This is a genomic window from Microcoleus sp. CAWBG27, from assembly GCF_020883145.1.
GTDB lineage: Bacteria > Cyanobacteriota > Cyanobacteriia > Cyanobacteriales > Microcoleaceae > Microcoleus.
Genome location: NZ_JAHREU010000016.1, coordinates 102,071 through 116,027, shown reverse-complemented (window position 1 = coordinate 116,027; position 13,957 = coordinate 102,071). Strand labels below are relative to the sequence as shown.

At 44.3% G+C, this 13,957-nt stretch carries 14 protein-coding genes and 1 pseudogene; 7 read left to right on the top strand and 8 right to left on the bottom strand.

What is annotated here, in order from left to right; genetic code table 11:
* Positions 1 to 325: 325 nt before the first annotated feature.
* Entirely contained in the window at positions 326 to 448 is a 123-nt protein-coding gene (locus QZ938_RS12230) for a hypothetical protein (protein WP_293363669.1), read from the bottom strand.
* A 279-nt stretch (positions 449 to 727) separates the two neighbouring features.
* Here QZ938_RS12230 and QZ938_RS12225 point away from each other — a divergent pair, with 279 nt between their 5' ends.
* From QZ938_RS12225 to QZ938_RS12205, 6 genes are all read left to right on the top strand, one after another.
* Positions 728 to 3,328 (top strand): CHAT domain-containing protein, encoded by a 2,601-nt coding sequence (locus QZ938_RS12225; protein WP_293348959.1) that lies wholly within the window; start codon positions 728 to 730, stop codon positions 3,326 to 3,328.
* A 178-nt stretch (positions 3,329 to 3,506) separates the two neighbouring features.
* The gene (locus tag QZ938_RS12220; protein ID WP_293348962.1) at positions 3,507 to 3,728 is read left to right on the top strand and encodes a hypothetical protein; all 222 of its coding nucleotides are present in this window, start codon (positions 3,507 to 3,509) and stop codon (positions 3,726 to 3,728) included.
* A 210-nt stretch (positions 3,729 to 3,938) separates the two neighbouring features.
* On the top strand, positions 3,939 to 4,139 hold the full coding sequence (locus QZ938_RS33015) for a zinc ribbon domain-containing protein (RefSeq protein WP_293143285.1): 201 nt from the start codon (positions 3,939 to 3,941) through the stop codon (positions 4,137 to 4,139).
* Between the two features lie 130 nt (positions 4,140 to 4,269).
* The gene (dnaK, locus tag QZ938_RS12215; RefSeq protein WP_293142547.1) at positions 4,270 to 6,168 is read left to right on the top strand and encodes a molecular chaperone DnaK; all 1,899 of its coding nucleotides are present in this window, start codon (positions 4,270 to 4,272) and stop codon (positions 6,166 to 6,168) included.
* Between the two features lie 170 nt (positions 6,169 to 6,338).
* Positions 6,339 to 6,854 (top strand): DUF4112 domain-containing protein, encoded by a 516-nt coding sequence (locus QZ938_RS12210; protein ID WP_293348965.1) that lies wholly within the window; start codon positions 6,339 to 6,341, stop codon positions 6,852 to 6,854.
* A 427-nt stretch (positions 6,855 to 7,281) separates the two neighbouring features.
* Positions 7,282 to 7,551, top strand: coding sequence for a hypothetical protein (locus QZ938_RS12205; protein ID WP_293348968.1), 270 nt, complete (start codon positions 7,282 to 7,284; stop codon positions 7,549 to 7,551).
* Positions 7,552 to 7,786: 235 nt separating this feature from the next.
* Here the strand turns inward: QZ938_RS12205 and QZ938_RS12200 are convergent, their stop codons facing one another.
* From QZ938_RS12200 to QZ938_RS12170, 7 genes and pseudogenes are all read right to left on the bottom strand, one after another.
* On the bottom strand, positions 7,787 to 8,428 hold the full coding sequence (locus tag QZ938_RS12200; protein ID WP_293348971.1) for a hypothetical protein: 642 nt from the start codon (positions 8,426 to 8,428) through the stop codon (positions 7,787 to 7,789).
* 21 nt (positions 8,429 to 8,449) lie between these two features.
* Positions 8,450 to 8,989, bottom strand: coding sequence for a hypothetical protein (locus tag QZ938_RS12195; RefSeq protein ID WP_293348974.1), 540 nt, complete (start codon positions 8,987 to 8,989; stop codon positions 8,450 to 8,452).
* Between the two features lie 57 nt (positions 8,990 to 9,046).
* Positions 9,047 to 10,894 (bottom strand): pentapeptide repeat-containing protein, encoded by a 1,848-nt coding sequence (locus QZ938_RS12190; protein ID WP_293365522.1) that lies wholly within the window; start codon positions 10,892 to 10,894, stop codon positions 9,047 to 9,049.
* A 145-nt stretch (positions 10,895 to 11,039) separates the two neighbouring features.
* Positions 11,040 to 11,327, bottom strand: coding sequence for a DUF433 domain-containing protein (locus tag QZ938_RS12185; protein ID WP_293142565.1), 288 nt, complete (start codon positions 11,325 to 11,327; stop codon positions 11,040 to 11,042).
* A 9-nt stretch (positions 11,328 to 11,336) separates the two neighbouring features.
* Positions 11,337 to 11,534 (bottom strand): DUF433 domain-containing protein, encoded by a 198-nt coding sequence (locus QZ938_RS12180; RefSeq protein WP_293348980.1) that lies wholly within the window; start codon positions 11,532 to 11,534, stop codon positions 11,337 to 11,339.
* A gap of 93 nt (positions 11,535 to 11,627) precedes the next feature.
* A pseudogene (locus QZ938_RS33010) lies at positions 11,628 to 11,980 on the bottom strand (XisI protein).
* Complete coding sequence (locus tag QZ938_RS12170) at positions 11,968 to 12,384, bottom strand: XisH family protein (protein ID WP_293348989.1); 417 nt, start codon at positions 12,382 to 12,384, stop codon at positions 11,968 to 11,970. The pseudogene QZ938_RS33010 and the gene QZ938_RS12170 overlap by 13 nt, the downstream one beginning before the upstream one ends.
* Before the next feature lie 310 nt (positions 12,385 to 12,694).
* Between QZ938_RS12170 and QZ938_RS12165 the strand changes: the two genes are divergently transcribed.
* On the top strand, positions 12,695 to 13,723 hold the full coding sequence (locus tag QZ938_RS12165) for a hypothetical protein (RefSeq protein WP_293207686.1): 1,029 nt from the start codon (positions 12,695 to 12,697) through the stop codon (positions 13,721 to 13,723).
* The last annotated feature ends 234 nt before the right edge of the window (positions 13,724 to 13,957 follow it).

Sequence of the window (13,957 nt, the reverse complement as noted above, 5' to 3'; positions counted from 1 at the left end):
ATAGAAGGTTGAAAATCTCCGGAGCTCAATGGTTGAAAAAAAATGTCAATCAAATGCTAAAACTTCGTTGTGCTTACCTGAACGATCTCTTGGCTATTTGAGGCTTTTTCAAAACCGGGATGCTCCCAACTTAGGGTCTGTTGTTCCTCCCGATCAGCTAAAAAGTATTCACTCAGTTCTGAAGGGAGATGGGGAAACTAAACGAAAATTTGTCGTAAATGAAATGCAATTTAACGTGCCAAAAAAGACGATGACAATTACAGCGACTCCCTATTAAGTCCGTCGCGTCGTCAGAAACCGGGCTTTTTACAAGAATGTTTCGTTGTTACCCGCAGATTTGATAGACTTTGGCTTCGCTCAGTGCTTTGGTCAGAGTCTGTAAATTCTGTAGAATTAAAATCCCAACTCTCTTTAACGTACTTTCGGAACCAACTAAGCTGTTAGTCATTTAAATTTATTGCCTCAATCCCTTGCAATATAGGGTCTAGCCCACAAATAGTGCAGTTTGAATGTCGAACAGCTTAGACCAATTCTGAATGCAAACAATCTGGTCTTCGTAACGAATAATGTGTCAGACTTTGCCGATCATCTCGACTTACAAATAGAAAACTGGTATGTCTCAATATCTCTTGCTCATCGCAGAAGCAATGGTGGAAGGGATATCATATTAAGTAAAGATTCTGCATTTGATGCCTATCCTATTAATCAAATTTGGTGAATTATGAAAATGATGAAACGACTTATCCCTAGTGTTTTGGTTTTGGGTGTCTGTCTAACTCCTCTGACTGTGCCAATGATGGTTCAACCTAGTTCGGTGCAAAGTCAAGATTCACAATATGCAAAATTAAAGTCACTTAGACACAAAGCAACAGAAGAGACACAAAAACAACCCGAACAAGCGCTAGCAACATGGGAGGAAGTTCAAGCCATTGCGCGACAAATTCCAGATATAGACAATCAAGCCGTAGCACTCAATGGCATTGGTGAAGCCTACAACAGGCTCTCCAAGATGACAGAAGCATTGGAATCTTTTAAAAAAGCTTTATCAATTCTGCCACCAGAAGGGGATAGTGCGGCGAAAGCTGGTACTTTGAAGAATATTGGTATGCTGTACAACAGTATTTCTCAGCAGACAGAAGCATTAAAATACTTAGATCGGGCTTTACAAATGACAAAAAATATAGAGAATAAAGATTTACTAATAACAGAAAGAGCGAACAATCGCGAGGAGCAAGCTCGTATTTTGATTGTTATCGGTCAAGTATACAATAGCATTTACCAACAGGAAAAAGCATTAAAAAATTTTCATGATGCTTCACTAATTATGGAGGAAACAAAAAATCTTGCTGGGAAAGCTGTTACGTTGAATGATATAGGTGTAGCATACAAAATCATGTCCAAAGGAAAAGAAGAAAAAAAAATTGCAAAAATAACATCCCTAGACAAAGCATTAAAAAGTTTTGAAAAAGCTTTAGAAATCAGAGGAGAAGGAGATAATAGCCCAGAAAAAGCGACTATCTTATCTAATATTGGTGAAGTTTATAATAACAAAAACCAACCACTAAAAGCATTAAAATTTTTGGAAAAAGCTTTAACAATTACGGAGGCATTTCCCTATCGCGCCGGGAAAGCTGTTACTTTGAATCAGATGGGTATAGCGCACAAAATCATGTCCCAGCCCCAAAAAGCATTAGAATATTTGGAACGATCTTTAGCAATTACGAATGAAATTGGCTATCGTGCCGGGGCAGCAGATACTTTTAGTAATATTGCTGAAGTATACCGAGATATGAAACAACCGGATAAAGCGATCGACAATTGGGAGAAATCTGTCAAAATTACTTTAGAAATTCGGAGAGACTTACGGCGAGAAAATAGACGAAAGTTTCTAGAAGCTGAAAGCGGGCCAGCGATCGCCCTTACCTCCCTTCTCATCGACCAAAACGACCAAAACCAAGACTATCGCGCTTTCCAATGGATCAACATCGCCACCACAGCCGATCTCGCCGACTACACCCGTTTAATTGGCGCCAAAGTTAAAGATCACGAAGCACAAAAAGCCATTGACGAGTTGGATAAAAAAAATAAAGAACTCCAATACCTTCGCAGCCAACTTCAAGGCAATTTGTCAGAAAATCTCTCAAAAGATATCCCCGAAAAAATACGGAAATTAGAAGCAGAATTTAACAAGGAAGCTGAACACAGTCGTGCCCTATTCCCAGAAGTCGCCGAACTATTTGAAACCACACCCAAAGACATCGACCAACTGAAAGCAAGTATCGCACGAGATACCGTTGTCATTCAACCCGTCTTGCTGGAAAATGTCAGAGGTGTCCCCAATACGATCGCCTTATTTGTCTTGACAAAGGACAGTCTAAGTGTCCAAAAAGTTCAGATTAAACCCGAACAATTCGACAAACTACTCACCGAACACCGCGAAGAAATATCAAACTTTTTATCCTCCGCAAAAAAGTACAAAGAAACTGGCGGCAAACTATACGACTTCCTAATTCGCCCTGTAGAAGAAAAAATACAGGCATTGTCTCCCAAACAATTGAGCATTATCGCCACAGGAAAATTGCGTTATATCCCATTTGAAACGCTGTATGACACAAAAAAAAATCAATTCCTGATCCAGAAATATCCCATCAACTATCTCACCCGTATTTCCAAAATGACAATACCGGATTCAACTTTACGAGGCCCAGTCTTAGCATTAGGAAATCCCGTCACTCGTGCCCCCTACAATTTACCAAATTCAAAACGGGAAGTTGAGAGAATCACCCAAATTATTCCCAATAGTCTACCCCGTACCGGCAATGCAGCAACCCTCAAAGAATTCAAAGATCAAGCACGCCACTTTCCCTTTTTGCACCTAGCAACTCACGGCTGTTTTCAACCGAAAGGCTGCTGCTTGCTTAAATCTCCCAATTGTAAGCAACCCGACAGAGTTGATTTAAAGCCGAATACTATCCTGTTTGCGAATAATGAAGAATTTAATATTGGCGATGCCGCCTTATTGAGATTGGAAAACACGAGACTCCTGACATTAAGCGCGTGTCAAACTGCCCTAAAAACCAACTATAACGATGAAGAAATATCGGGAGTTGCCTATGTATTTGAGCGTGCGGGTGCACGAGCTGTGATGGCGAGTTTGTGGAGTGTTTCGGATTCAGCTACTAAAGATTTGATGGTTCAGTTTTATCAGAATATCAATAAAGGGATGAGTAAAAATGAAGCTTTGCAACAAGCTAAGTTGAGTCTAATAAAGGATAATTTCCATCCGTTTTATTGGTCGCCGTTTATTTTAATTGGCGATCCGCGGTAGTTGCAATTCAGCGGTGGTTGAAATTCGGTTGAAACTAGGCGGTTGAAATCCGGCGGTTGGAAACCGCGTCTACACAAACAAAACCCGCCTTCGCGGGTTGAAGAGTAGACAGTTAAAATTAGTACACAGTTAAAATTACACAATCTTCAGTCCGCGGAGGCGGACATCGTTTGTGTAGATGCGGTTTCAACCGCCGTCTGCATCTATAAAATCTTCTGTGCAGATGCGGTTTCAACCGCCGTCTGCATCTATAAAATTTTCTATTTGGCATCCAAAAGATGCGATCGCACAACCAATCGCCCAAACCGGCCCAACTAAATTTATACACCCAAGACGGCAAATACAACACAACGTATACGGTTTGCCACAATGCCCGAATCGATCGCACGCCCTACATTAGGAAGAGTAAAGAAAAGCAGTCCAAAGCTGTAGCAGTAAAAGCCTCACCGATGCAACCGTCCCCCAACAGGTTCGGTAAATACACCTTCATCGCAAGGTCTAACCGCCCGCAGTATAGAGATAAGCACCCTATCGAAGACTGTTGATGCAAAGTAAATGATTTTCTAGAAACTTCTTGAATAATCAGGTAAAAGCTGGTAGTGTCGATCGAGTGTTGAAGCATCAAGCTGCTAAATATAGCAGTTTTGTAGTAGACATAACGAAAGAATACACATCAAAAACCTGTTCAAAGTGTGGACAGAGAATTAAATGGCGCTTTCAATATTTCGTTGAAAGCTTTGAGAGATACCTCCTTGACGGGAGAGCTTGCTGCTTTCACCCGTCTTGCCATACACGGCTAATTCTGGCTTAGTCCTGGATTTACCGGGTTAAATGTATCTGACTACCCGTAAACCGCGAAGTAGAATCGCAGTTCTGAATAACCAGACTATCACACAGATAGAAAACCAAAATTTTGTAGAGATTGGAGCCGGAACACCCCTATGGGAAAAGTAGTTGGAATTGACTTAGGTACGACAAACTCCTGCGTCGCAGTTATGGAAGGCGGCAAACCCACCGTCATAGCCAACGCCGAAGGGGGTCGCACCACACCTTCCGTAGTAGCATATGCTAAAAATGGCGATCAACTCGTCGGACAAATCGCCAAGCGTCAAGCCGTGATGAACGCCGAAAACACCTTTTACTCAGTAAAACGGTTTATCGGGCGTCGGGTTGACGAAGTAACCCACGAAACCACAGAAGTTTCCTACAAAGTCCTGAAAGTTGGGAACAGCCTCAAACTAGACTGTCCCGCCCGCGGCAAGCAATTTGCTCCCGAAGAAATTTCCGCGCAAGTGTTGCGTAAACTCGTAGAAGATGCCAGCAAATACCTCGGCGAAACTGTTACCCAAGCGGTAATTACAGTGCCCGCTTACTTCAACGATTCCCAGCGCCAAGCTACTAAAGACGCGGGAAAAATTGCCGGTATTGAAGTTCTGCGGATTATTAACGAACCTACAGCAGCAGCTTTAGCCTACGGATTAGATAAAAAGAGCAACGAAACCATCCTCGTATTTGACTTGGGCGGCGGTACTTTCGACGTATCGATTCTCGAAGTAGGCGACGGCGTATTTGAAGTGCTCGCAACTTCAGGAGACACTCACCTCGGCGGTGACGACTTCGACAAAAAGATTGTTGATTTCATCGCCGGAGAATTCCAAAGAGCCGAAGGAATTGACCTCCGCAAAGATAAACAAGCACTGCAACGCCTGACGGAAGCAGCAGAAAAAGCCAAGATTGAACTTTCGAGCGTTACTCAAGCAGAAATCAACTTGCCGTTTATTACCGCGACTCAAGACGGGCCAAAACACTTGGACACCACCTTGACTCGGGGCAAGTTTGAAGAGCTTTGTTCTGATTTGATCGATCGCTCTCGCATTCCCGTAGAAAACGCAATCCGCGACGCCAAACTCGACAAATCTGCAATTAATGAAGTTGTCTTAGTTGGTGGTTCTACACGCATCCCAGCCGTGCAAGAACTCGTCAAAAAAATCCTCGGCAAAGACCCCAACCAAACGGTAAACCCGGATGAAGTGGTCGCAGTCGGTGCAGCAATTCAAGCCGGCGTGCTCGCAGGCGAAGTCAAAGACATCCTGTTGCTCGACGTTACCCCGCTGTCACTCGGCGTCGAAACCTTGGGCGGCGTGATGACAAAAATCATTCCCCGCAACACCACAATTCCTACCAAGAAGTCGGAAACTTTCTCGACTGCTGTAGACGGCCAAACAAACGTGGAAATTCACGTTTTGCAAGGCGAACGGGAAATGGCAAACGACAACAAAGATTTGGGAACCTTCCGCTTAGATGGAGTTCCTCCAGCCCCCCGCGGCGTACCTCAAATTGAAGTTACATTTGATATCGATGCTAACGGTATTTTGAATGTAGCTGCTAAGGATAAAGGTACTGGTAAAGAGCAATCTATCAGCATTACCGGTGCTTCTACTTTGCCTAGCAACGAAGTCGATCGGATGGTTCGGGAAGCCGAATCGAATGCTTCTGCTGACAAAGAACGTCGCGAAAGGATCGATCGCAAAAACCAAGCCGATTCTCAAGCCTACCAAATCGAGAAGCAGTTGGCAGAATTGGGCGATAAAGTTCCTGCTGATGACAAAACCAAGATTGAAGGCTTGCTAAAAGACTTGCGGGCTGCGATCGAGAGTGAAGATGACGATCGCATCAAAACCCTAACAACAGAGTTGCAGCAAGCATTCTACGCAGTCAGCAGCAACCTGTACCAACAAGCAGGCGGCCCCACTGACGGCCCCGGCGGCCCTGGAGACGGCGGCCCGACTGGCGGCGGCGACGACGTAATTGACGCCGACTTCACAGAAGGCAACAAATAGCAGGCTAAACTAACAGCCAGCAGCTAGAAGCAAGAAACCCGGTTTTGAATAGAGACCGGGTTTCTCTGTATGATAAAAGTTAACACCTTCATGATTCGGCGATTGAAATCGCTTCTACAAAAACGAAGTCCGCCTCCGCGGACTAAGAAATAAAGTCAGGAGTAATCTAAATGTCTCGTCCTCCTATACAAAATTCATCCATAAATACTGCCAACAAATCTCAGGCTGCATCCTTGCGCCGACTCCGCCGCATCAGCCATTTACTCGACAACGCAATTCCAATTCCCGGCACAAAATACCGCATCGGACTCGATCCAATCTTGGGACTAATCCCGGGCGGCGGCGATTTAGTCGGCTCAATTTTTGCAGGTTATGTTGTGTTTAAATCTGCTCAAATGGGAGTGCCACAAGAGACCTTAGTCAAGATGGCCGCTAACATCGTATTTGATACAGTTGCAGGCACTGTACCAGTTGCCGGAGACTTGTTGGATGTTGCTTGGAAGGCTAATGTCAAGAATATAGAATTACTGGATGCTCATTTAGGTAGCCCCGAACCTGCTGGCAAAAAAGCTGACTGGTTATTTGTCGCTGCTTTGCTGTTAGGTTTGACGTTAATTGTCGGAGGCATTATTTTCTTAAGCGTTATGCTTTTCGGGTGGTTATTCCGAGTATTTACGGGGGGTTGATGTTGGATTTTAGGGTAAAAATTAGAGATTTGCGATCGCCAGCAACAACTTACTGACTCCCTTCCTTCCTAATTCTTCCTTAGCGCCCTTTGCGTCTTCGCGGTTCAATAATATCCTGCGCCTCAATCTAAAATCCAAAATCTAAAATCTCAAAATTGGTTGACGGCGGCCCCCATCTGCCGCTACGCTGTGAAATAAGAGGTTGCTTTGCTTGAAGAGGAAGCAGCCGGCGTCGCCCAAAAATCTAGTTGCACTGCCCAAAGCTGTAGCAAGCAGCAATGGACAGCATAACCGCCAAACTGATACAAGCAGTCTGGAGGCTCGGAGTATCTTAACATTCTCTGCGGCCGCCCTGCTATGCGTTGAAAAGCGGGGCGGCTGGATTTTTGGGTTTCCTTAGAAAACCCAAAGTCAGGAGAAAAATAATATGTCACAAGAATTCGTGCCCGACGAAAACGAATCCGATTGTCCAAATTCCGACTCAGCAGCCATATCCGAGCAGGATATTGTGCTGGTAACGGTTGTAGGTTCGCCCCAGGGTGTCAGGGAAACGATTCTCACTTTGTACCGATTGGGATTTGCCGAAGTTGGCGATTGGAGTCCCGTACAGCGCGCGGCAAATCCTGGCCAGGTGATGAGTGTACTGATTCGTCGGAAGCGGGCTGACGGTACACAGCCGAGAAAATCTGGGCGGTAAGTTGCAAGGTTAAGTCCTTTTTAGGGCTTGCATGAGGCCTAGAAACCGGGTTTTTTCGAGAAGACGCGTTGTGATTCGCAGATTTGGCAAAAAACCCGGTTTCTTTAGTCCCAGCGCGCCCGAGTCGTCAAAAACCGGGTTTTTACGAGAATACGCGTTGAAACGCGCAGATTTGGGAAAAAACCCGGTTTCTTTGGTCGAAGTGTGTAACTTATGTCTGAATTTATGAATAATTTTAGGGTAAAAGTAAGAGACTGGCGATCGCGGGCAACAATTTACTGCAAGCTTCCACCAACGTCGCCGCACTAGGTAAACTAGCAATAGTCCCTTTCAAAATTTTCATAGCGGTTTTCCCCGCCTTTTGCATTGTGCTTTCTTGAGGATTTTGCCCTACTTCTGCCAAAGTTTTTACCTGTTCCAAGGCTTCAGCTTTATCATCATCAGATAAATTAGTGTCAGCTTCGATCGCGCTTTGTAACTCAGTCAACAATTCTTTGATTCCCGGTTCACCTGGTTTAGCAGAATCAGATAATTGATTAATTGTATTGGCAACAGTACCGCTGATATCACCTAAACTTAAAGCTCCTGCACCGCTAGCATTAACGGTTCCGCCTGTAATTTCTATTTTGCGACTTTGGTCAATTTGGTCACTCATAGCTTTACTCTCCGATCGAGATTTCACTTCATTAGTAATCTTAACATTAACAGGTCGGTTAGCCAACAATTTTAGAAGTTCATTTAGCTCCGAACTTTTCTGACGGTAAAACGCTATTTCTCTATCTTTAGCTTGCAGTTCGGATTTGTGCTTGGCTTCTAAATCTTTGATAATTTGCTCGTATGCCTGGATGATTCTAGTAAGACTTTCGTCATTTTGCATGATTTGGCTCAGAGTTCATGCTTACTTCTCCTTCTGAATAATATTAATCGATAGCGGTTGTTTAGCTAACATCAAATTGAGTTCTCTCAGTTCAGCTATTTGCTCGCGACACCATGTGATTTCCTCCTCTTTGTATTTTAATTCGGCTTTGTATTTGTCGGCGATCGCTCTTAGTGACTCCACATCTTCCGATTCGGCGATAGACGGATCTTCTTCACTAGGATTAGCAACGGTTTCAAGTTCTGTTGAACTTTCCGAAACTGCGTCGGAAATAGCTATCGCTTGACGGTACATGGCAATTTCGCAATCTTTGGCTCGTAATTCAGCTTGATATTTATCTTCAATAGCCTTTAATAGCAGTTCGTAGTTTTGCTTTAAATCGTGATAAATTATAGATTGCTTCTCATCTGTCAGAGTTTTGACAAAGATGGCAATTACTCCCTTTTCAGGATTTTCTATACTCTGAATTGATAATTCTGTGTTTTCATTCGCAATCGCAGCTTGCAATTGCAGCAGTAATTCTTTGAATTCCGGTTTTTCTGAACTTACTGATACGCTCATAGCTTTGATTTCCGCTGTTACCAGAGTTTGATTAAAATTATAGCATTACTCACTTTGTCAGGAAGGGCGATCGGCTGAATCAGGCAAATTCTGGATTGTGTTGGCTGTTGTACCGTCAATATCTCCTAAACTTAACGATCCGGCACCGGTAGCGTTAACCGTTCCGCCTGAAATTTCAACTTTGCGACTTTGGTCGATGTTGTCGCTTCCGATTTTATTCTCTGCTGTAGCTTTCACTTCTATGGTAACAGGTTTAGCAGACAGTTGGGTAACGATTCCTTCAAGAAAAGTTATCTGCTTATCTTTATCTTCCAATCTTGCAGCCATTAGTTCATAACTTTGTGTAAAACTTCTATGAATATCCTCCTTATTAGTATCAGGTGGTACGTTAACTTTGACAACAATCACTCCATCGCCTTTATTTTCAATACTCTGGATAGTCAGTTCCGTTCCTTCATTTTCCACTTGCACTTTTTTGAAGGCAGCAACAAAAGCTTTCCAGTCAATGCCGTTACGAAAAATTAGATCGATGGTATTCAAAACCTCATCAAACAGTTTGGTAAATTCTCCCGATGCAAATTCGCCACTGCTGGGACGGCGTTCGCGATCGTCAGTTCCCGGTTTGGGATATTCTAGAAGATAAACAAACCGACAGTCAACGCGATCGAGCTTTGTATTACCGTCAATGTTCCAAGCTTCCAAACAAGCACCTGTAAAACTAGCTGCTGTAAAATCGGTTGCCAAGGCTTGAGTTTCCGTGAGGTTTGCGAATTCCACATTAGCTAGATACAAAGTTGCTTCGTTGAGATTAGCCTGCTTGAGATTAGCCTCGTTGAGATTAACGCCTGTCAGGTTTGCGCCTTGAAGATTCGCACCAACATAGGATTTTTTGTAGCCGTTGCCAGTGACGAGTAATTCTCGGATGCGGGTATCAGCTAAGATCGATTTACCGACTCGCGCGCGATCGAGTTTTTCTGTATTGCGGAAGCAAGTGCGAGTGAGATTGGCTGTTCTAAAATCTGTACTTTTGAGGGTTGCTTCAGTGAAATTGGCATCAGTTAAATCGGCATTGCGAAAGCTAGTGCCACCCGTAGCGGCAAAGACAATGGCAACGGTGCGAATCAAGGCCTGTTTCTCATCCCCCGCCAGCGCACGCCAAGCAACGTAAATACCTAGTGCTACCACTGCCACTGCGACTGCGACTGCGACTGCCCCTGCGACTGGCACTGTCACCGCCGCTGCCCCTACGACTGCCACTGCGACTGCCATTGCGACTGCCACTGCCACTGCCACTGCTCCGGCTACTGCCCCAGCCACTGCCCCGGCCACTGCTACTGCCACCACTGCCATTGCCGCTGTCACTGCCGCTGCCCCGGCCCCGGCCACTGCCCCTGTCACTACTGCTGCCCCTGTCCCTGTCCCTGTGGCTGCCACTGCCACTGCCGCTGCCCCTGCGGCTGTCGCTGGCACTGCTGCTGCCGCTGCCCCTAGACCTTGGCGGATAGTAGCTATAAATAAGATTGCCAAAACTATCAACACAACTACACTGGGAAAAATGGTGTATTGTTTGATGTTATCTGAGGTGAAAAAAAATGCTACCCAAAAACTAGCAAGGATTAATATCAATCCTGATATTGCCGATAGAAATAGCGAGATAGTTACTAGAAAAATTGTCCAGCGACGTTGGAGCCCTGCTTTGGCACGGGTGAAGTCAGCTTCTTTGAGGATGGCATTGGTGAAGTTTGCGCCTCGGATGTCTGCACCGATGAATTTTGCACCTGTGAGGTTTTGACCTTTGAAGTTGCGGCCTCGGAGATTTTTACCGGAGAAGTCTTGGGGCATGACTTTACGCAGGGAGATAGTGGCTATTTTTTCATTGCGATGCTGTGGCGATGACCCTGACAAAATTTTATTTTAACAACGAATCTGGCAGATCAAACAGGACTTACGCACTCCGACAAAGAAACCGGGTTTTTCTGAATCTGCGGGCTGCAACGTGTCTTTTCGTAAAAAACCCGGTTTCTGAGCCCCAATGTAAATTTTATTAAAGCTAGCCTGCCCTATGTTCGGCTTGCAATCGCTGATATTCAGCTAATTCCGCTGCTAAATCTGCCTCTATTTCATTGCGATTAGCATGATAGTAAGATAAGGCTGCATAGACTTGCGCCAAGTTTAAATACGGAATCTCTTCGAGTATTTCTTCTACACTCAGTCCTTGTTGATTCCAAACGGCAATTTGAGCGATAGAAATTCTGGTTCCCGCAATTCGGGGCCGCCCTCCACAGGTTTCAGGCGTACTGACAACCAGCGTGCCAATGTGGATCGCAGTTGTTGACATACTTACCTCTTAAGCAAAACTCAAACAAGCTAAAATATCCTGTTGCGTGAGATAGGGAAAATCATCCAGAATTTCTTGATAAGTCATCCCAGATGCCAGATATTCCAACACGTCATAAACCGTAATTCTCATGCCACGAATACAGGGTTTGCCACCACGCTTCCCCGGTTCGATCGTAATGATCTTAGCGATGTCTTGTTCTGACATGACATTTTCCCTTTAGCTACTGTTCTCAATTTTAGCATCAGAAGATAGCGATCGCCCCGCAGATTCTCCTCTCGGACGATCGCACTTATGGCATCAACCAACCGCAAACTCCGTAAATTTCCGTTTATAAGGAGCGTGAAACCCTAAAACAATATCGCTTTTAGGAATTCCTGCTGCCACTAAATCATCAACTATACACAAATCCGTCCAATCTTCTTCAACCCAAATTTTGCCATCTTTAATACGAAGATACATCGTAATGTGGCAGATCCGTTTTTTTTCCTCCAACCAGAGCGAAACCACAGATATTGATCTCGTTCTTCGTCAAATGCAAGGCGGCTGTCTGTCTCTAATTCATCTAGCGCCATCCCTCCCTTGACGCCGAGTTCATAATATTCAGTCAATATTTTTTCGATCGTACTCCGATAGTATTTTAGTCGATCCATTGCAGAATTTCCTCCTTTTCCATCTCAACTACCATTAATAAAAGCTTGTTTTCATTAGTAATTAATTGTATGGACTTGCGTTGAAAAAAGTTTTTGTAGACAACATCGTCAATTGCTAAATAGAGCTTGTATTCTGGATCTGTGAATTGAATGAGATTTCTGTAGACCATATATTGACCGAGTGCGCCGTGAAAATCATACATTAGCGATCGCCCAACAAAACTCTTAATTTCAACAACTATCTTTTGTCCATGACGTTGTGCTGCAATCGGCTTTTCTGCTGCTAGATCCGCATATAACTCGGCATCTTCATATTTAATAAAGTATGGATCGGCCGTAATTGTCCAACCGTCTTTGAGTAAGGCATTTTTAACTTCGTTGTGGTAGATATCTTTAGCAGGCATACATTAATCTGAGTTTTCAGCTACCTAAATTATAGTCATCTTGACGAGCATACTCCCATCCGTTAAATGCCGCCTGCGTCGTTACCGAGATCCCATGCGTTAAATCCCGTACATTGCGAGTAAGGCCGAACTTGCTTCTGCTATATCTTTTCGCCGATCGCCCCCCGCCATGCAATAATGATAGGACTTGCACAAACACTCTATCAGTAGTGTCACCCTTGCCCGCATTACTACTACGGGTAGCGTCTCAAATCTTAATTTGTGCAAATTCCCAATTAAACCGGCTGTCGCTCTACACAATTTTCCCCTAATGGCTGAAGTCCCCCAATCTCCCACAGAACTTGCCGAAGCCCTCAGAGGCTTGACAGATATCAATTTCCAATTACCAGATCCCGAAGACGAACAAATACCAGACTTCGATTTTGACAATCAGGTTGACAATGCCTGGAAAGTGTGCGATCGTTTCGACTTACAAACCGACATCTGGCGCGGACAAATTCTCCGCACAGTCAGAGATAGAGAAAAAAAAGGCGGCGACGGACGCGGTACCGGCTTCTTGAATTGGCTAAAAGAAAGAGAAATCAGCAAAAGTCAAGCCTATTCATTGATAGAATTAGCTAAAAGTGCCGATACTCTAATCGAACAAGGAGATTTAGACCCAGAATCCATTAGGAACTTCAGCAAAAGAGCCTTTGTAGAAACGGCTAAAGCATCTCCAGAAGTACAGCAAATGGTAACAGATGCGGCAGGAAAGGGCGATCGCATTACCCGCCGCGAAGTCAAACAACTATCCGATGAATGGATGGCAATGAACTCCGATTTATTGCCAGAAGAAGTCAAAGAAAAAGCATCTAGCGGTTCTCTTCCTTCCCGCTATCTGGCTCCTTTAGTCAAGGAAATGGAGAAACTCTCCCCATCTCACCAAAGCGAAATTCAAAAAGAAGTAGCAGAAAATCCCGATGTAGATACTGTCAAACAGCTAACTTCCGACGCCAAGAATTTATCGAAATATCTCGATGCTGCCGCCCAAGTCCAAGCTCTCAACCAGTCTCACCTAGACATGGAAATGGCTTTGGAAGAATCTTTGCGAGTCGGCTGTTTGGGAACCACCGCCGATGTTGTCAAACAAGCCGCACAGCTAGAACAAACTGTTGTCAAACTCTACACTGTTTGGAAGCGTTTAGGCAGTTTGGCAGATAGATTGTACGTGGATACAGGAGCAAGCACACCAAATTTGCGCTTACTTTTGGGATGCTTGGACAGTCTTTCGGGAGAAAAGATTGAAGTGGATTTCGGAGATGGAGAACGTTCGATTCGCTTGCAAATTATCAGCGAATAGCTCGACATTGACCAAAGCATCTCAATTTTGCTTTTGTATTTTGTAGTGCTGTCGGGAACTCGCGAGTTATACAGTACGCGAGTTCCCGACAGCACTCAAAAAAAATGCTTTTTACAAAAATGAGATGGGGAGCATCTCATTTTTGTATTGATAGTGCTGTCCCCGCTCGCGTATTGTACAATACGCGAGCGGGGACAGCACTATAAAAAAAATGCTTTTTACAAAAATGAGATG

Coding starts and splice junctions, on each gene's coding strand:
- QZ938_RS12195 (WP_293348974.1), bottom strand. CDS start 8,989: ATGAGCGTATCAGTAAGTTCAGAAAAACCGGAATTCAAAGAATTACTG.
- QZ938_RS12225 (WP_293348959.1), top strand. CDS start 728: ATGATGAAACGACTTATCCCTAGTGTTTTGGTTTTGGGTGTCTGTCTA.
- QZ938_RS12205 (WP_293348968.1), top strand. CDS start 7,282: ATGTCACAAGAATTCGTGCCCGACGAAAACGAATCCGATTGTCCAAAT.
- QZ938_RS12230 (WP_293363669.1), bottom strand. CDS start 448: ATGACTAACAGCTTAGTTGGTTCCGAAAGTACGTTAAAGAGAGTTGGG.
- QZ938_RS12220 (WP_293348962.1), top strand. CDS start 3,507: ATGCGGTTTCAACCGCCGTCTGCATCTATAAAATCTTCTGTGCAGATG.
- QZ938_RS12185 (WP_293142565.1), bottom strand. CDS start 11,327: ATGTCAACAACTGCGATCCACATTGGCACGCTGGTTGTCAGTACGCCT.
- QZ938_RS12165 (WP_293207686.1), top strand. CDS start 12,695: ATGGCTGAAGTCCCCCAATCTCCCACAGAACTTGCCGAAGCCCTCAGA.
- QZ938_RS12180 (WP_293348980.1), bottom strand. CDS start 11,534: ATGTCAGAACAAGACATCGCTAAGATCATTACGATCGAACCGGGGAAG.
- QZ938_RS12210 (WP_293348965.1), top strand. CDS start 6,339: ATGTCTCGTCCTCCTATACAAAATTCATCCATAAATACTGCCAACAAA.
- QZ938_RS12200 (WP_293348971.1), bottom strand. CDS start 8,428: ATGCAAAATGACGAAAGTCTTACTAGAATCATCCAGGCATACGAGCAA.
- dnaK (WP_293142547.1), top strand. CDS start 4,270: ATGGGAAAAGTAGTTGGAATTGACTTAGGTACGACAAACTCCTGCGTC.
- QZ938_RS12170 (WP_293348989.1), bottom strand. CDS start 12,384: ATGCCTGCTAAAGATATCTACCACAACGAAGTTAAAAATGCCTTACTC.